This window comes from Shewanella sp. T24-MNA-CIBAN-0130, assembly GCF_040310185.1.
In the GTDB taxonomy this organism is placed as follows: Bacteria; Pseudomonadota; Gammaproteobacteria; order Enterobacterales; family Shewanellaceae; genus Shewanella; species Shewanella psychromarinicola.
Window position 1 is genome coordinate 22171 of record NZ_JBEOPP010000044.1, and the last position, 19600, is coordinate 41770.

Annotated in this window: 14 protein-coding genes and 1 pseudogene; 6 read left to right on the plus strand and 9 right to left on the minus strand. The window is 41.5% G+C overall.

Features of this window, described 5'->3' with window-relative positions; translation table 11 throughout:
• Positions 1–9 precede the first annotated feature (9 nt).
• The 4 genes from AAEZ02_RS15975 to AAEZ02_RS15990 all read left to right on the plus strand — a co-directional run bounded on the left by AAEZ02_RS15975 (position 10) and on the right by AAEZ02_RS15990 (position 4004).
• Positions 10–843, plus strand: a complete 834-nt coding sequence (locus AAEZ02_RS15975) for an AAA family ATPase (protein ID WP_101031353.1) — start codon at positions 10–12, stop codon at positions 841–843.
• A gap of 7 nt (positions 844–850) precedes the next feature.
• Complete coding sequence (locus AAEZ02_RS15980) at positions 851–2023, plus strand: vWA domain-containing protein (protein ID WP_351123962.1); 1173 nt, start codon at positions 851–853, stop codon at positions 2021–2023.
• 125 nt (positions 2024–2148) lie between these two features.
• Positions 2149–3057, plus strand: coding sequence for a haloalkane dehalogenase (locus AAEZ02_RS15985; protein WP_101031357.1), 909 nt, complete (start codon positions 2149–2151; stop codon positions 3055–3057).
• A gap of 164 nt (positions 3058–3221) precedes the next feature.
• Entirely contained in the window at positions 3222–4004 is a 783-nt protein-coding gene (locus AAEZ02_RS15990) for an SGNH/GDSL hydrolase family protein (RefSeq protein ID WP_351074913.1), read from the plus strand.
• A 370-nt stretch (positions 4005–4374) separates the two neighbouring features.
• On the opposite strand, the pseudogene AAEZ02_RS15995 reads toward AAEZ02_RS15990, so the two are convergent.
• From AAEZ02_RS15995 to AAEZ02_RS16035, 9 genes and pseudogenes are all read right to left on the minus strand, one after another.
• Positions 4375–5478 (minus strand): annotated as a pseudogene (locus AAEZ02_RS15995) (PQQ-dependent sugar dehydrogenase).
• A gap of 442 nt (positions 5479–5920) precedes the next feature.
• Positions 5921–6706 (minus strand): alpha/beta fold hydrolase, encoded by a 786-nt coding sequence (locus AAEZ02_RS16000; RefSeq protein ID WP_351123965.1) that lies wholly within the window; start codon positions 6704–6706, stop codon positions 5921–5923.
• A 103-nt stretch (positions 6707–6809) separates the two neighbouring features.
• Positions 6810–7664 carry a crotonase/enoyl-CoA hydratase family protein gene (locus AAEZ02_RS16005; protein WP_351123968.1) on the minus strand — a complete coding sequence of 285 codons (855 nt, stop codon included), beginning with the start codon at positions 7662–7664 and terminating at the stop codon, positions 6810–6812.
• Positions 7665–7674: 10 nt separating this feature from the next.
• Positions 7675–8367 (minus strand): crotonase/enoyl-CoA hydratase family protein, encoded by a 693-nt coding sequence (locus tag AAEZ02_RS16010; protein WP_124013149.1) that lies wholly within the window; start codon positions 8365–8367, stop codon positions 7675–7677.
• 7 nt (positions 8368–8374) lie between these two features.
• Positions 8375–9298 (minus strand): bile acid:sodium symporter family protein, encoded by a 924-nt coding sequence (locus AAEZ02_RS16015; protein ID WP_101031372.1) that lies wholly within the window; start codon positions 9296–9298, stop codon positions 8375–8377.
• A gap of 118 nt (positions 9299–9416) precedes the next feature.
• On the minus strand, positions 9417–10547 hold the full coding sequence (locus AAEZ02_RS16020) for a DUF2855 family protein (RefSeq protein WP_351123971.1): 1131 nt from the start codon (positions 10545–10547) through the stop codon (positions 9417–9419).
• A gap of 71 nt (positions 10548–10618) precedes the next feature.
• On the minus strand, positions 10619–11584 hold the full coding sequence (locus AAEZ02_RS16025; protein ID WP_351074909.1) for an alpha/beta fold hydrolase: 966 nt from the start codon (positions 11582–11584) through the stop codon (positions 10619–10621).
• A gap of 35 nt (positions 11585–11619) precedes the next feature.
• Positions 11620–12282: a nitroreductase gene (locus AAEZ02_RS16030; protein ID WP_124013152.1), complete on the minus strand. Its 663-nt coding sequence runs from the start codon at positions 12280–12282 to the stop codon at positions 11620–11622.
• 178 nt (positions 12283–12460) lie between these two features.
• Positions 12461–14911: a TonB-dependent receptor gene (locus AAEZ02_RS16035; RefSeq protein WP_124013153.1), complete on the minus strand. Its 2451-nt coding sequence runs from the start codon at positions 14909–14911 to the stop codon at positions 12461–12463.
• Positions 14912–15506: 595 nt separating this feature from the next.
• Between AAEZ02_RS16035 and AAEZ02_RS16040 the strand changes: the two genes are divergently transcribed.
• Both AAEZ02_RS16040 and AAEZ02_RS16045 read left to right on the plus strand, forming a co-directional pair.
• Positions 15507–17303: an acyl-CoA dehydrogenase C-terminal domain-containing protein gene (locus tag AAEZ02_RS16040; protein ID WP_124013154.1), complete on the plus strand. Its 1797-nt coding sequence runs from the start codon at positions 15507–15509 to the stop codon at positions 17301–17303.
• 336 nt (positions 17304–17639) lie between these two features.
• Positions 17640–19376 carry a DUF885 domain-containing protein gene (locus AAEZ02_RS16045; RefSeq protein WP_351123975.1) on the plus strand — a complete coding sequence of 579 codons (1737 nt, stop codon included), beginning with the start codon at positions 17640–17642 and terminating at the stop codon, positions 19374–19376.
• The last annotated feature ends 224 nt before the right edge of the window (positions 19377–19600 follow it).

Consider the following 19600-nt stretch of genomic DNA (forward strand, 5'->3'; position numbering starts at 1 on the left):
GGTAAGACCATGTTTAAAAGTACACAAAATTATATTGCATCAAACGAACTTAGCTTGGCGGTAAATGCGGCGATCTCATTAGAAAAACCGTTATTAATTAAGGGCGAGCCCGGTACCGGTAAAACCCAGTTAGCCGAAGAACTAGCCAGTTCACTCAATTGTAAATTGTATCAATGGCATATTAAATCGACCACTAAAGCGCAACAAGGCCTCTATGAATATGATGCAGTATCTCGGTTACGCGACAGTCAGTTAGGTGATGCACGGGTTCATGATATTGGCAACTATATCGTTAAAGGCAAGTTATGGCAGGCGTTTGAAGAAGAGCAAAGACCCATATTGTTGATTGATGAAATCGATAAAGCAGACATCGAATTTCCGAATGATTTGTTGCAAGAGCTTGATAAAATGGAGTTTTATGTTTATGAAACTCAACAAGTGATTAAAGCAAAACAGCGACCAATTATCATCATCACCTCAAATAATGAAAAAGAATTACCCGATGCTTTCTTAAGGCGCTGTTTTTTCCATTACATCAAGTTTCCGACTAAAGCTGAAATGGAAAAAATTATCGATGTGCATCATCCTGATGTTAAACAAGCATTGTTAAAACAAGCATTAGAGGTGTTTTTTGATTTACGCGAAGTCAGTGGCATCAAGAAAAAACCGTCAACATCAGAGTTAATTGATTGGTTAAAACTATTGATATCCGATGACATATCGCAAGATACATTACTCGATAAAAAGTCAGATATCATTCCTTTGTTTGGCGCACTGTTAAAAAATGAACAAGACGTTTCATTGATTGAAAAATTGGCCTTTATGAGCCGCAGAAACAGGTGATATCACAGTGTTTATTGATTTTTTTCTCACCCTAAAAAAGCATAAAGTCCCTTGTAGCTTACGAGAGCTATTAGATCTTATCGCGGTATTAAAAAAAGGGGTGATTTTTGCCAATGTAGAAGACTTTTATAACCTTGCCAAAATTGTCATGGTTAAAGATGAAATTCACTATGACAAATACGACAACGCATTTGCTGAGTACTTTAAAGGGATAGAAAATATTGATGTGTTCGATCACATTGTGCCGGAAGATTGGCTTAGAAAAGAATTCGAAAAACACCTCTCTCAAGAAGAAAAAGACCAACTAACGTCATTAGGCGGACTTGATCAATTGATGAAAGCGTTAAAAGAGCGTTTAGAAGAACAGAAGAAACGACATGCCGGCGGCAATAAATGGGTCGGTACTGGCGGCACATCACCGTTTGGTGCCTATGGCTATAATCCTGAAGGGATCCGAGTCGGCCAAGACAAAAACCGTAATAACAGTGCGGTGAAAGTGTGGGATAAGCGAGAATTTAAAAATTTCGACCAAGACCGTGAGTTAGGCACTCGCAATATCAAATTAGCCCTTAAAAAACTCAGAAAATTTGCCCGTACCGGTGCCAGTGAACAGCTTGATATTAACACCACTATTAACTCAACCGCCAAGAATGGTGGCATGTTAGATGTGCATATGGAGCCAGAACGTCATAACGCCGTTAAAGTACTGATGTTTTTCGATATTGGCGGCTCAATGGATGATTATATTCATACCTGTGAAGAGTTATTCTCCGCTGCACATAGTGAGTTTAAGCATTTAAAATTTTTCTATTTTCATAATTGTGTATACGACCAAGTTTGGCAGGATAATAGCAGACGGTTTGATAAAACCATTGCTCTTGAAGAGATCATCAGAACCTTTTCTGCCGATTATAAAGTCATTTTTGTCGGCGATGCGACCATGGGGCCGTACGAAATTATCGCCAAAGGCGGCTGTGTTGAGCATTGGAATGAAAAACCCGCTGTCGAGTATATGAATCAGTTGTTAAGTCATTTTAGTAAGGTTGCTTGGTTAAATCCGCAACCTGAAAACCACTGGCCAATTCATCATTCAATCTCCATTATTCAACAGCTAGTTGACCATAAAATGTACCCATTAACGGTTGATGGTATCGGGCGTGCGATTAAAGATATTAGTTAGCCTCAGCTCGGGATAATAACGAGGTCAAATATTCTAATTTTGGCTTATTGATCTCACCGCTCAACCCGAGTTGGTTAATTAAGTCGATGAGTGGTTATTTATAGACGAACTGGAAGGGAATCAATATGGAATGTTTACGCACCGATGATGGTTGTTTTGCCAATCTACCGGACTACAACTTTGCCGCTCATTACTTAATGGTTGACGATAGTGAAGGCGGCCAATTACGGGTTCATTATCTGGATGAAGGCCCCAGAGATGCAGAACCGATATTATTACTACACGGTGAGCCAACATGGAGCTTTTTGTACCGTAAGATGATCCCCATTCTTGTGCAAGCCGGTCATCGCGTTATTGCGCCCGATCTTGTTGGCTTCGGACGTTCAGATAAACCCAGCAAACGAAGCGACTATACTTATCAACGCCATGTTGATTGGATGACGTCATTGGTGTTACAACTCAAACTAACCAACATAATGCTGGTGTGCCAAGACTGGGGTGGGTTAATTGGTTTACGTTTAGCCGCAGAAGATACCCAGCGTTATAGAGGCATTGTTGCAGCCAATACCATGTTACCAACAGGTGACCATGAGCCAGGTGAAGCTTTTAAACAATGGCAAACGTTCTCACAAGATGTTGAACTTTTTCCAACTGGCAACTTGATTAATAGTGCTTGTGTGTCGACGTTGTCAGCTGATGTCATTGCCGCTTACGATGCACCATTTCCACAAGAAAAATATAAAGAGGGCGCGCGTCAGTTTCCGTTGTTAGTGCCAACCACACCGGATGATCCTGCCGCCGAAAAAAATCGTTCAGCATGGAAGGTCTTGTCGCAATGGCAAAAGCCCTTTTTGACTGCGTTCAGTGATTCAGATCCGATCACTGCAGGCGGAGACAAACTAATGCAAAAACTGATACCAGGCACAAAAGGGCAAAAACACACCACTATTGTCAGTGCCGGTCACTTTTTACAAGAAGACAAAGGCGAAGCGCTAGCTGAAGTCGTGGTTCAATTTATTGCAGATAATCGTTAAGTTTCCGCGGTTTCAGTTGCTCCATACTAAAACTAAAAAGATCATTATTAATGGGTATTGGTTTGCTTTATGGCTTTGGTATTAACTTTTTTAGGTTAACTAGGCTATTAGTCGCGGACCCAGAGTCACAGGGAGTTCACATGCTACATCAGGGAATATCTATCATGCTGGCCCCCGTTTTACTGCTGCAAGGGCTAAACGTTCGTCGCACCACCCCAAAACTTGCTGAGCCTGAGGGCGAACGCTTAGGGCAAACAGGCACCAATCCTGAGTTGAGTGTGCTTATATTAGGAGATTCAGCCGCAGCAGGTGTGGGGGTCGCTAATCAGGATCAGGCGTTGCTGGGGCAGGTGGTCCATTATTTACGTCCACATGGTCATCTAAAATACGGTCTTTTTGCCAAAACTGGCGCGACCACTTCGACTACGCTTGAGTCGTTAAATGATCACATCAATTGTTCACATCCCATACTAGGTCAAGGGCATTTTGATATCATCATTACCTCACTTGGGGTCAACGATATCACTTCATCCCTGAGCTGCGATAAGTGGCTGCAGCAACAAGCCCAGTTATTGACACTTATCACTGAGCGATATACCCCAAAACTCATCTTGGTGACTGCCATACCGCCACTCGGGTCATTTCCGGCTTTGCCAAATCCACTGCGCTGGAGCCTAGGCCAACGAGCCAAGCACTTTAATCATAAATTGCAGCAACTGTTGCTTATGCTTGATCAACAAGCACTTGATCAGCAACAAATCGATAAGCAATCCAAAGCACAAACTCGTTTTACATTGATTAATTTACCATTAGAAAACCCACAGCAAGACAGCAGTATGGTCGATTTTATGCGTCAAGTGATGGCCACAGATGGTTTCCACCCAGGCCCACAGATTTATACTGCATGGGCCAAGCTTATTGCTGAGCAAATTCAGTTAAGAAAGTAGTACCGTTAAGCGGGGAAGTTATAAAGCATACAGCAGGATTGATGTGAGGCCCTGTCGTTCTCTATAAATCGTTTCAAGCCTCATCGCCATTTACTCATTGACACGCAGTAAACTCGTCCATGAGGGCTCGAGCATCACTCTAATATATATAAGAATTCACTCATTCAGTGGCGGTAAAGACAGTGATGTATCATACATGATAATGACATTTCCCAAAGCCCTATGGGTCAGACACCAGCAAGCGGCCATGGACGGTATTCTCTCAAATATTCATGACTTGACTATTAATTCATCTGCTAAGTTAGATTTAATTAAAGCCTAACCCATATCAGACTGGCTTACTTTATGGATTAAACTTTAAATTAAAATTTTACGGTTTTGTGTAACTGATACGATATATAGCGTTAGCAAAATCGTCAGAGACCAGTAGTGAGCCATCGGCTAATGTCATGACATCTACTGGACGTCCCCAGCTTTGTTCGCCATCAAGCCACCCTGTTGCAAAAGGCTTATAGCCGATAACCGTGTTATCTTGAAGTTCAACTTGCATGATACGGTAACCCACTTTACTGCTTCGATTCCAAGACCCATGCTGGGCAATTAAGATGGAATGGTGAAACGCTGCTGGAAATTGATTCCCTTGATAGAACTCCATCCCTAGTGCGGCAACATGAGCGCCAAGGGTTAATACTGGAGGGGTATTGAGTTTAGCTATTTGTGGATCAGTAAAATCAGGGTCTGCAATCTTGCTATTGTGTATATAAGGAAAACCAAAGTGTTGGCCCGTTTGGCTCACACGATTAAGCTCATCATCAGGTAAGTCATCACCCATCATGTCGCGGCCATTATCGGTAAACCACAATTCACCGGTTTGCGGATGAAAATCAAATCCAACGCTATTACGTACGCCTTTAGCAACTATGGTGGTTTGTTTAGTGTCTAGGTCTAATTTGAGAATGCTGGCAAAAGGCAGTTCACTTTAACAGACATTGCAAGGGGCTCCTACTGGGATATACAGTTTTCCATCAGGCCCAAAGGTGATGAATTTCCAACCATGATGGGCTTTATTGGGAAGCTTGTTGTACACCAATTCTGGTTTAGGGATAGTAGGCAAAGACTTTTCAATATTAGGGTAACGCCAGATTTTATCAACATCAGCGACATATAAACTGCCTTGATGGTATGCCAGTCCTGATGGCATAAATAGATCGGTCGCAACAATGATTTTTTTGTCCGCTTTAAAATCATTATTGCTGTCAATAAGGGCATAAACATTACCCGCTTTACGACTGCCGACAAATACAGTTCCATTGTCACCAAGGGCCATCTGGCGGGCATTCTCAATGTTTTCGGCATATACATCAATAGTAAAACCTTGCGGTAATTCAATTTTATCTAAAGGTAATGCCAATGACGGATAAGAGACACCGAACCCCAAGGTTAGGAGAGATAACAAAGCAATTGGCTTAATCATGAATAGGGCCTCTTTTGATTAGCATTGTTTACGTAGTAGCGTATATATTAGTACTTTTTATCATAGTCTCAACAACCATCGCCATGTATACCCAAACGCTCTCGACATGCAGGATCTAACATGTCGAGAAGTAGAGTCCAAGGGGGTAACAATCGGGCGCCTATGGACAGCTTCAGAAACGATAACAAGCGAACGCTGGGCTCACGGATAGAGCTGTCTAGTCGCTTTGCTGCTAAGGCTCCTGCTAGGGTCTAGGAACAAGCGCCTGCGGCTGCTGGGACGACCTGCGGTCTTCGAGGACGCTACGCTTCTAGATCCTAGGACTAAAACCTAGATCCTAAAACCTAGATCCTAAAACCTTGCACCTAGAAGGATCGAAGCCCGCCCTCTGGCGAGCTTGCGAGTTCCTAGCATATAGTCGCGCAGCGTCCTAAATGTAAGCTTACCAATCTTTAATTAGATCCTTCACCATAGCAGCGGTATTTTCTGGCTGTTCTAGTGGGAACATGTGACCGCCTTTTGGCATCATCATTATGTCGATGTCGTTTAATTTGGCAAAGCGGATAAAATGTTTAATGGGGAAGATGTTAGTATTTTGACCATAAATCAGTTTAGCGGGCACCTTAAGCTTGTTTTTATATTGAGCTAAATTGGTAGGTAAGTGCCTAAAAATATCAGCTTCAACCGTAGGAGAGAAGGTTAACTCGACACGTTGGTTGCGATGAATAAACCCAGAGTGAGCATAATCTTGCAAGCAGCGCGGATCGAAATTTTTGAACAAAGTCTTCTGTGAAAAATAATCAACCAAGTTGGTTTTTTCTGGCCATTGTTGCTGGCGAGTTTTGGCTTTACCCGCGGGTGATAGTTTATCTATGTAGGGTGTGCGTTTAATAAAACTGAGTAAATGTGAGAACGCACCTGTGACCACTGGCGGGTCTAGCATCACTAAGCCCCGAAAGAGTTCTGGATGTTGGCAAGCAGCAATAAATGAAATAATCCCCCCAAAAGAATGGCCAACACATATTACTTTATCATCTTGTTTCTTAATGAATTCTACTAACTCAGTGACTAAGTGCTGCCAGTTGCTGTGTATCGGGTACATGTCATTATGACCGAACTGATCAAGTGCGATAGTGTTGTAGTTTGGAGCAAATTCAGCTAAAAATGTCCGATAGCTTCCGGCGGGAAAACCGTTGGCATGGACGAGGTTAATCAAAGGTTTTGTCATAATGTCTCTAAATGGTTTTAGGGCTATTTGTTAACATAAGTTGATTCAAATAAATTCAATCAAATAAGCATTAATAACAAATAACCCTATAAATCCAGAATGATTAGAATATTTTTGTGGTATCTATTTGGGTTAATTCTTCAAATTCTGGTGCACGATTTTGCGCTTTAGCTTTGAATATTTCCATCATATCGTTTTGTGGCTGGAACATGCCGCTTTGCCAGACTGACATATAATTTAAGCTATCAGATACGCTATGATCGCGTGCATAGTTGATCATCTCTTTACAACCAGTAACGGCTAATGGTGACCGCGCAGCAATTTCTGCCGCAATGGCTAATACTGCGGTGATCATAGATTGTTGATCGTCATACACATGATTAACTAAACCCGCTTGTTTAGCTTCTGCTGCGGGCATTCTTCGGCCTGTGTAGGCTAACTCTTTGACTAACCCCATAGAAATTAATTTTGGTAAACGCTGTAACGTACCCACGTCTGCAGTCATGCCGAGTTTGGTTTCTTCAATACTAAAAAAAGCATCGCTAGTGCAATATCGACAATCGGCAGCGCTGACCATATCCACCGCGCCACCAATACAGCCACCTTGAATCGCCATTAAAACTGGCATTCGAGCGGTTTCTAGTACGGTAAAACAGTCTTGTAACTTCAATACTAAGCGACGTAGTTGGTCTTGTTTACGGCCTAACTCAATATTCGTATCAGACTTGTTTTCACTGAACACGGCTAAGTCCATCCCCGAGCAAAAATGTTTACCCCTTGATGAGATAACAATGGCACGCGCAGCTGATTGATTATTAATATCGTGAATTACACTTGGAAACTCATGCCAAAAATCGACATTCATTGAATTCAATGCATCGGGTCGGTTAAAAATAATATGGGCTACTTTATTGGTAATCTCGACGGTAAATGTTTTATAGCTTTTTTGCGATGTCATGGTTATATCCTTATAAATTCAGCGTAATTTGTGTATCACGTTTTATGGCGGCATCGAGTAATGCGAGTATTGAATCGCGCTCTTTTAGCTTGGTGCCATGATGAGCTTTCATATTGAGAGTTTGCATGTGTTCAGCCACGGCTTGTGCTGTACTCATCAGTTGTTCTGGTTCAACGACCTGATCAAGAAAACCGCCAAGGACTGCTGATTCAGGGCTGAATAGTTCGGCATTAATTACTGCCCGTGTTAAGTAATGTTGCGGGATACGATTACGGGCAATCTCAATCCCAGCTTGGTGCATTGTCATGCCAATAGCGACTTCATTTAAGCCGATTTTAAAGTCACCTGCACAACCAATACGATAATCACAACTCAGTAATAAAAACGCGCCTTTTGCAATGGCATGGCCTGTACATGCGCCAATAATGGGCGTTGGGAATGCCAGCATTCTGCGGGCTAATGTTGAGCCTGCGGTAACAAGTGCAATAGCCGCTTCAGAGCTTTGCTTCATGGTTTTTAGATCAAAACCACCAGAGAATATTCCAGCTTGACCGGTTAATATCACCACAGCGCCTTGTTGCTCAGCGAGGTCTAGGGCGGTATTGATTTGCACAATGACCTCAGGTGATATCGCGTTTACCTTGCCATTATTTAAGCTAATAACATGGATGTTATTTTCAATTTCTACCTTGATTAATTGCATTTTCCACCTAAGAATTCGTTATTGTTTCGTTGTTATTATTCGCTTTTGAGCGTCTCGTTTTTACATATTTTGAGTTCAACATAGCAACTAAAATACCTGCGGTAAACAACATGGTTAAGGTGTAAATAGCCGGCGTAAAAGACATCTTATAATTAGCGAGTAGCGTTAATGCCATAAACATCGATAAGGTACTATTTTGCAGCCCTACCTCAATGGTAATCGATGTTCTTTGAGCGAAGTTTAATCCAAACCATTTACTTGAGTAATAGCCAAGTAACATGGTCGAAATATTTAATATTACTGAAACTGGCCCAGCGGCAATAAGGGCGGGAATAACAATATCTTGTTGAATATAAGTCAAAAATATTATTAATAAGGTTAGAAATAATATCCCAAATCGTGACACATGAACTTGGGTGCTTTTCGCTATTTTAGGCGCAAATCGTCTAATTAACATACCAATAGCGATAGGCACTATGGTTAACTTCATTAGGCTTATCATGGTTGGAATTATCGGTAACTGAAATTCACTGCCTTGTCCCATAAAGTGAACCAAGGAGTAATTAAGCACAATCGGTATGCTAAATACTGTGATTAAACTGGCCACAGCGGTCATGGTGACCGAAAGCGCAACATCCGCTTTTGCCAAATGAGAAAACATGTTGGACGTCGTGCCGCCAGGGCACAGTACCAACAACATCACCCCGACAGCATATTCAGGTTCTAATGGCATTATATTGGCCAATACAAACCCAATAATGGGCAATAGCAATAATTGATTGGTTAAGCCAATCGCAACGGCTTTTGGGTATTTTACAATGCGCTTAAAATCATCAACGACTAGCGATAACCCCATGCCCATCATAATTAAAAAGATGCACACCGGGATGACTTGTGTATTTACAAATGTCACTAATTCAATATTATCCATAATAACCTCATGTAGAGAAGACCGTTTATTGGGTCAATAAAGTCCATTTTTAGTCCATTGCGGATCAAGGGGCTGTTTATCTTTTGGAGGAAAATTCATCTCCAAGGGTCAGTAGAGCCTACTTGTTCAACGAGATGATTTGGCCCACTGACGCGTCAGCAGTCCCCGCCAATACATCTTGGTAAATCTCGTTAAGGTGGTCAATATCATGGGTATGGGCAATAGTGATGCTTGAACGACAAAACTCGATATAGTGGAGTAATGACACGCTCATTTGCTTCATTGTTTCGCCTGCGCCCCAATCTAGACTGCGTTTTTTCAATTGTGTCGGGGCAAAAAAGAACGTCGGGGTTGCACCGGGTAAGTTGTTGATACTCATGGTGTCATTAACATCAATATCGCCATGTTGCGTCGCGCCAATTCGGCAGGAGTAACACAGTTGCTTGGCAAAATGATGATGAATACTTGATAAGGTTGTTTTACCTCCAGCCATATCAACCAAAATCGAACTAACATTGGGGTCTAGGGTGGTTATTTCCTCGTAACTAATCACCTTGGTATAACAGCCTAAGGACTCGACGAAGTGTCGGTTAGCGGTTGACGTTATACCAATGGCAGGACGCTCACCTCGTTGCTTAATCGTAAAGGCGAGGGCGATACTGGTTTTACTTGAGGCGCTGGTGATCAGGTATTGCTGAGCCCCAAAGTATTGATTATCAAACATGAAGTCGTCAACCAGCCAAGAGGTAGTAAATAACCCTCGCAACAAGATGTCATAGTCTTCATTTTTTTGTTGGTAAAAGGGATTTTCACTAACGCGATCAAATCTGCAATAAACAGGTGATAAACCTTCACGGCAAGGACTGACATCTGAAAATCCCGCTTTAGAGATGTTACCGGCCGTTATTTTTAGGTGGGTAGCCATAGGCATAAAGCCCCACACTCTTTCTCCTACTTTTATATGCTCGTTATTTGACGATACTACATCTGCATATCCCATAACCGGGAGTCGTCCCCATTGATGTGGATCATTGTCAGAAGGGAAGAATAGCCAATAGCCAAGTGACTCTCCGGTAATGCCATAGCTGATATTATTTGCCGTTAGGGCAAACTTATCGACGCGAAGTAATACTTCATTTTCTGCCAGTGGCTGCTCTATGTTGAGTGCCACAAACCGAGTTTTGTGTAAATTATTTTTAGCGACTTCAAATACAAGTGCTTGGTTGAGCGGAGCCTGAGATGTCGTCATAAAGAACCTTTTTAGTTATTGTTTTTGATTGATTACTGATTAATGTTTCTTTATTGGATACTGAACATTGGTTATTGGTTACTGAGCAGTGGTTGATTAATAAATGCGTCGATGGCGCTATTCACTTCATCGGGTCGTTCATGTTGTAGCCAGTGGCTAGTGTTTGGGAAACGGATCAGGCTGCAATTGGGCACGTAATGGGTAATGTTATCGAGGTTCTCATTGACGAACGCTAGGTCTTGTTCTCCCCATAACACCAGTGTGGGGTGATTAATTCGAATGTTGGGTATTTTTATGTCGGAGGTATTCTTTACCTGATTCGATTTGACTAAGTATTTATCATCGAACGCTTGTGGGCTGCCATTGTCTGAATGACTAGACGCTAATTGCGGCATGGCACGATAGTATTGCAACATGCCATTTATGGCACCTTGTTGACGCCACACTTGACGATATTGTGCTCGTCGTTCATCGGTAAATACATCGGCTTTTGAACTGACCATGATCTTCTCAATCAGGTAGCGATAGTCATTGTTTGATAACAGTGATTCTCCAGAAACACTAATTAACTGATGAATATAAGCACTTTTTTGACGTTGAATAGGGTTATTAATCATCTCCCGAGTAAAGGTACTTGGATGCGCCGCATTGAGAATAATCAGTTTGCTGATTAACTGCGGATGAAAAGCCGCTAATGGCCAAGCGATAGCGCCGCCCCAATCATGGGCAACGAGGATGACGGATTGGCAAGGGCTAATAGCAGCAATAAATTTAGCCATAAACGCAATCAAATTGGGCACAGCATAAAAGCTAATCTCAGTCGGTTTATCACTTAAGTTATATCCGGGTAAGTCAGGCGCAACAACACGATAATGGGTTGAGAAATAGTCTAATTGCTTATGCCATGCGCCCCAATACTCAGGGAAACCATGTAGAAAAACGATGGTCGATAGTGATTTTTCATCTGATTTATAAGCAGATTCAACATAATGAATTTTGACGTCATCCACTAAGGTATATTTATGCGCTAGTGCCATATTCAATCTTATTATTTTATGTTTCTAGTGATCGATTAATCAAAAAATGCTACGGCATTATCTATCGGTTCACGATCGGTTTTGGTGCTATTTACTGCCTCGTTTTCATCGGCATAACCAAACGACATACCAAATAAAATTCCGCGACCATCTGGCAGGTTTAATATTTGTCTTACTGGATCGGGGAATTGCCCAAGTGCGCCTTGCATGCAATTTGAAAGTCCATGTTCTGCCATGAGTAGTGACAGTGTTTGGGCATAAATGCCTAAATCGACTGCGCCCATAATGTCTAGGTATTTATCCATAGTGAAAAATACCGCATGTGGCGCATCAAAAAATTGCCAGTTACGTATCATCGCCATTTGTCGGGCTTTTTTGTCTTCTCGTGCCACGCCTATTGCGCTGTATAACGCATTAGCTGAGCCAAATTGGCGCTCACGATGAACGCCTTGATATTGAGGTAACCAATTGAAATCTGGATTTGGTGATGCGCCACTCATGAGGGTTTCCATGAACTGTAGTTTCAATTTATCTTTGGTTGCCCCAGACACCACACAAGTTTGCCAAGGTTGTACATTGCAATTTGAAGGGGAGAGTTGTGCACTGGAGAAAATGTGCTTTAAGGTTTCGTTTGGTACGGGTTTATCAAGAAATGCTCGCACTGAAGCACGGTTTTGTAATATTGATTCTATAGTCATATTGAAAACTCTTATTATGTGAATTCGGCTCTGAGATTAAATTTATATCTTCAATCGCAATATAAATCAGTTATTGGTTGTAAACGCTGCTGAAAATAAAGTTTATAGCGACAACCTTTAGCGACAGTCTGTAGTGAAAATAAGGGTTAGTTACCGTCACTACAAACTCTTTAGTTAGTTAAAACTGGTACGAAATGTTTGCACCAAATGTACGCGGTTGGTTCGGATAACCATTGAAACTACCTGCTTGGATCGGTGGTGGGAAAGCCGACAGTAGGTACTCATCATTGGTTAAGTTACGTACCCAAAGTTGTAGATTGACGCCATTATCAAATGCTAATCCTGCACTCGCATTGAAGCTATTCACTTCACGCGTTAATGACTCTGGGGTGTTTTCGGCTAATTTGACATCACTTTCGTAAATATAATCGGTACGAACATAGCCATCTGCGCCGTTAAATACTTCAAAGTTATAAACAATACCGGCGGTGATGCTGACTTCATGAATACCGGCCGGTTTCTCGCCCGATAAATCGACAGGACCATCAAGGCCAGATGCCCCTTCAAATGAATCATAAACAGGATCAAGGAAGGTACCGGCTAAGGTAAACGACCAATCTTGAGTTAAATTGTAGATAGAGTCGAACTCAAGACCTTGGGTACTTTGTTGACCGGCATTGGCCAGTACATAACCGGTGCCAATGAAGATAGATGATTGAAACCCTTCAATAGTTTGATCAAACAAGGTGGCGCTAAATGATCCATTTTCAAATTGGGTTTTAATACCAATTTCATACACCATCGCTTCTTCGGGTGATGCATAGCGTCCACCATAAACCTGATTTGGCAATGCTAAGCCCGCACTTTCTAATGCCTCTTTATCCGAGGCAAAAGGGCTTGAATAACGCGATAAATTCCAAGATGTTGCTTTAAACCCCGTTGCTGCTGTGGCAAATACATTGATATTGTCATTAATTTCGTAGGCTAAGCGCAGTGACCAGGTTGTTTTGCTATCATCTGATTCATGGTTCTCTACCGCATTAGGCAACCCCAGCATTGGCGGTAAAAACTGCAAGCTCTTGATAACAGGTACTGCGGGGGCAAGCTGTGGAATGCTACCAATAGGCACGCCAAATAATGTGGGTACCGTATCTAAATCAAGGGCAGAAAGCACATCGGTATGGTTTTGTGAAATGGTGACGTCTTTCTTATCGTTAGTATAACTGACACCAAAAATCGCAGTGAAGTCGTCAGTAATATGATAATCAAAGCTAGCAAAAAGCGAGTAAGCATCATTTTGTTGATCAAATTCTGAGCTTACTGCTGAATCATTGGAGAAAAAGGTACCGGGTTCAAGACCATAAACACCTTCTACACCTCCTAATAACCCGGGGGCGCCGCCCGCGGCCATAAGCACATCGAAGTAATTTCTAATATCATTTCCATAATATAAAGTATCACCCGTGATGACTTCTTCATTGAAAACATAGGCGCCAAACATCCATTCTAAATCACGCTCACCGGTAGACGTTAAGCGAAACTCTTGGGTTATGGTTTTAATATCTGTATAACCACCTTCATTTAAAATATCTAAAGAGGTGTAATCTACGTCATTGATAAAATCAGAATCATTTTTACGCAGCGCACTGATAGAAGTGAATGAGTATCCATCAAAATCAATGTCTATTTGCAAGGATACGCCGCCATCTTTAACATTATTATCTGGATCAGAGTTGAGTGCCGATTGATAAGAAAATGAATCATTTTCATCAATAACAATCCCACCTAAGGCACGAACCGCGGCAGTTGTAGGCCCGTTTATGGCGTCTTCTACAGAACAACACGCTTCTTGAATTTTGCTATAGTCGGCAATAAAGCGAAATTTAATGTCTTCTGTTGGTTGATACAGTGCTTGGCCTCGAACATTCCAACGGTCACGATCATTGACGTCATTTAATCCAACCACACTTTCGGTATAGCCATCTCGGGTGTTAACTCCGCCAGAAAAACTGAACGCTAAATTATCGGTTATGCCATTGGTGTAATAACCTTTTATCTCTTGTTGATTATAATTTCCAACACCGACTTCAATCTTACCTTCTTGCTCATATGAAGGCTCTCTGGTCGTGACACTGATAACCCCTGCGGAAGCATTTTTACCGAACAAGGTACTTTGTGGACCACTTAATACTTCAATTTGTTGCAGTCTTGGTAAATCACCTATCTGAGATGCCGCGCGGGAGCGATAAACTCCGTCGATAAATACGCCAACGGAAGGTTCAATACCGGTATTGTTGGTGCCATTACCAAAACCACGGATAGCAAAGTTAGTGTTAGTAGAACGTTGTAGCGGTGTCACACGTAAAGTAGGTACAAGAGTTTGTAAATCAGTGATATCCATTACTTTGGCTTGTTCTATCGCTTTACTACTCACCACAGTAATGGCCACAGGAGATTCCTGTAATCCTTTTGCGCGTTTAGACGCGGTTACAACGATTCTTTCAATACTGCCATCATATGTTTCGTTAGTTGATTTTTCTTCTTCAGCGTAAGCAGTTGAACCCAGCACGCCCATAACGGCAAATGCGAGTAAAGAATGTTTAAATATTTTTGAGTTATTATTATTCATTTATTTCCCCAGATAAATACTAATTGTTATCAAATAATCTAGCCAATACATTGATTTACATTAAATATGTATGATGCTTAAGCATTGTTATTGTTAACCTGTAAATTGACAGTTTTGTAAAATCAGCGTGATTCAATAACAGCAAGGGGGATCATCAGTATTTAATTTTCAATCTTGAAAATCTTTCCTGAAAATAAAAACGACCACTTATAGTGAACAATTAACCGCCAAATCATGCTAGGGGGTGTTTTAAAATTAAACCAATCAATTGTTTTAATAAGCAACTATTCATATAAAGAATAATGCAGTGATAATTACTGTTTTAGCGTCATAACCACATTCCCTTATTTATCTTTTTCGCATTAGGCTTGGCTAATGTAAAAGGTAAGCATCGACATCGGGTTAATAATGCTTTATAAATAACCATTCAAACGAGTGTATGATTCAAACGAATGTATACATATAATTATTATGCATTTGGATAATACTTTCAGTTCACATAACATTGTAGCTAGTAAATATTGTGTGTTTGAACAAATACAACAAATAGACTGTTAACCTTTTTTACTCTTAGAAATTTTTTTGGAGAGCCACAATGCCTGATTACAAAGCCCCTATTCGTGATGTTAAATTTGTTATGCAAGAGCTACTAGAATGTGAGACCCACTATCAACATTTGGGTTACCAAGATGCCAGCCTTGATATGGTTGATGCGATAATCGCTGAAGCTGCAAAATTGACAGAACAGGTCGTTGCGCCTTTAAATCAAATCGGCGATCAACAAGGGTGTACGTGGAATGATGGTGTAGTGACGACACCCGACGGATTTAAAGAAGCGTACGCTAAGTATGTTGAAGGTGGCTGGCCGACGTTATCTCAGTCTGAAGAATTTGGTGGTCAAGGTTTACCTCATTCATTAAATATTAGTATTGCTGAGCTATTTTCCAGTGCCAACCATAGTTTTGCCATGTATCCAGGATTAAGTCATGGCGCATTAGCGACAATTGAAGCTCACGGCACAGAATCGCAAAAACAACAATTTATGCCAAAGCTTGTTGAAGGCAAATGGACTGGAACAATGTGCTTAACTGAACCACATTGTGGTACAGATTTAGGCATGTTAAGCACAAAAGCAGAACCCAATGACGATGGCAGCTATTCGTTAACGGGGACTAAAATCTTTATTTCAGCCGGTGAGCACGATCTGTCTGACAATATCGTTCATATCGTAATTGCCCGTGTACCAGGTGCGCCTGAAGGCAATAAAGGCATATCGTTATTTATCGTACCTAAATTCAATGTCAATGATGACGGCACTATTTCAGATAGAAATGGGGTAAGTTGTGGTTCAATTGAACACAAAATGGGTATCAATGGTAATGCCACCTGTGTGATTAATTTTGATGGCGCTAAAGGACATTTGATTGGTGAACCCAATCGTGGCCTTAAATGCATGTTCACCTTTATGAATGCGGCTCGGATCGGTGTTGCCAGTGAAGGCGTTGCCGCTGCTGAAGCATCATTTCAAGGTGCATTAGCTTACGCAAAAGACCGCCTACAGATGCGTTCTATCAGTGGCGTTAAAAACCCTAATGGTCCTGCTGATCCGATTATTGTTCACCCAGATGTGCGCAGAATGTTATTAACTCAGAAGTCTATCGCTGAAGGTGGACGTGCGTTAATTTCATATTTGGCCCAGCTGGTTGATATCGGTCATGCTGAAAAAGATGAAGCAGTAAAAGCCGATGCCGAAACAAAGCTCGCGTTATTAACACCGATTGCAAAAGCTTTTCTTTCAGAATTAGGCTTTGAGTGTACCAGCCACGGAGTGCAGATCCTTGGTGGCCATGGCTTTATCAAAGAGTGGGGCATGGAACAGTTAATGCGCGATACCAAAATTAGCTGTTTATATGAAGGCACAACCGGTATTCAAGCATTAGATTTACTGGCGCGTAAAATTATTGGTACCCAGGGCGAAGTGTTAAAGCCATTCTCTAAAGATGTCACTGTATTCTGCCAACAAAATATGGATAACCCTGCGATGGCAGAGTTTATTCAACCTATTATGGCTTATGCAAAAGAGTGGCATGAACTTACCGTCACCATTGGTGCTAAAGCGATGAAGAACCCTGATGAAATCGGTGGCGCTTCAGTTGATTATTTAATGTATGCGGGCTACGTTACGTTAGCGTTTTTCTGGGCCAAAATGGCAAAGGTTGCTCAAGATAAGCTTGCCGCCGGCACAACAGAAACGGCGTTTTATGAAGCGAAAATAAAAACTGCCCAGTTTTATATCCAACGTATGTTACCAAGAGCAAAAGGCCACGCAGCCTGTATTCAAAACGGTGTCGATTCAATGATGGCATTAAGCAGCGAAGATTTTGCTTTTTAAATTAGTGCTAGATTTTAGGATTGAGTCTACATTAGCTTAGCCGTTGATGGCTTGCAAAAGTGACTAAGTCTTTTAAGTCGATGGCCTATAATCAGAGTCTAAAAGCCGTAACCTTATGCGTTGCGGCTTTTTTATTTGTAACGAGACAATAATACGATAGACATTGATGTGACAATTGGCGCTGCAAGCTGCTGTTTAATATAAATTTATATCCTAACGCTTGGTTAGCAAACTGCTTGATTTAGGGCGTGTCGCTTGGCCGTAAAATTCGGGTATACTGATTACTTCATCGTCATTTTATAGCCATTCTATAAAAATAAAAAAAGGATTAAGCCGATGCCAGGCAAAATATTCACGTCAGTGATTCCACTACTTGTTTTACTTCCGTTCACTTCATCAGCAAGTTCGTGGGTTGATATCAGTAATCAATACACTAATAAACAAATAAAAATTGTCAGTCAGTTTCAACCTGAATTAGCGAGCTCAATTGGAATAACTGCAGTCGATAGTCAATGCAGCAATATTACCAAGGCACAAAACGATAAGTTTATTCTTACCCTTGAAAGCAGCAAAAAAAGCTTGCAACAGGCACTTGAAACTGAAAAATTATTGCCAGTTCGTCAAGACCTTAACATTATTATCGGCAATATCGATCAGACCATAGCGACGGGTAAGTTAGACGACAAATACATGTTACCTTGGGTTGATGTCCCCTTGATTATATTTCGTGGCGTATCGGCATTATTAGATGAGCAAATGCCTGATGCCCGTAAACAGGCCGCCATGTCGCGCCTTGCTTGTTATGTCGGTAAAACCGGACAACCGGCACTCACAGAACAAGCCAAAACGTTATTTGAAACAGCCTTAACCAATAAAAGCTTAATGGGCCCCACTAAAGTGGAGGTTAACCAAGCGCTCGCAAGATTCGATACCTTAATAACAGGTTTACAGCAGTTATTTGATAAAAATAACTTCACCACAGCCAATGACAATATGGTGCTGTTAACACAACAAATTGAAGATTATCGTCAATGGGCTGAACAAACCGTTATTCCACATTCACGGGACGACTTTCGATTACCCGCTGAAATTTATGCTTTAAAACTCAAAACCGTGGGCATAGACATCGAACCGCAGTTATTAATTGAGCAAGCAAAAACAAGTTACATGATAACCAAAGCCAATATGCAGGCTCTTGCACCTTTGGTGGCTAAAAAGTTCGATTTTCCATCAGATGATTATCGCGATGTTATTAAAGCACTTAAAAACCAGTCTTTGGCCAACGATAAAATTGAAGATTATTATCGTGACATTAATCAAAAACTTGAGCAGATGATCACTGAGCATCATGTGGTTGATTTACCTAAACGCGATATGCTTATGCGACTTGCCACCGAAGCAGAAGCCGCGGGTAGTCCCGCTCCTCATATGGTTCCACCACCATTCATTGGCAATACCGGTGAACAGGGCCAATTTATTCTTACCACGGGTAACCCTGCATTAAGCGGTGATGCGGCTTATGATGATTTTAATTTTAACGCGGTTGCTTATACATTAAGTGCCCATGAAGGCCGACCTGGTCATGAATTACAATTCTCGGTCATGTTAGAACAAGGCGTTTCACTAGCAAGAGTCTATTATGCATTTAACAGTGTTAATGTAGAGGGGTGGGCCCTTTATGCTGAAGCAGAAATGTTGCCGTATCTTCCCATTGAAGCACAGCTGATTGCACTTCAGCACCGATTACTACGTAACGCTCGCGCTATGTTAGATCCAATGCTGAACTTAGGCCTGACGACAAAAGAGCACGCCTATACACTATTGCGTAATGACGTTGTTTTTTCAGAAGCGGCGGTGAAACAAGAAGTTGATCGATACACCATGAGAATGCCTGGTCAGGCTGGTAGCTACTTTTATGGTTTATCAAGACTACTAGAGATTAGGGCCGGAGTAGAAATTGCCTTAGGAGATAAATTTGATCGTTTAGCGTTTAATAATTTCGTATTAAAACAAGGTTTGATCCCACCACAATTAATGGCAGAAGCCGTTAACAAACACTTTTTGGCGCAGTAAAAATTAACACTACAGCCTAACGGATCCCATTTAAATCTTCACAGGTTTGAATGGGATTGTTAATTTACCCTAGCATTCAGATAATATTCACGTTGTCCTGTCCTGTATGTCATTGGGGCCTAGGAATAGCCTTTGACCCAGACATATATTTATCTAATCTGTCGAGAAAACCCCGTGATCCGAGCGTAGCGAAAGTCGCGGGGATGAATCGATAAACTAAGCTT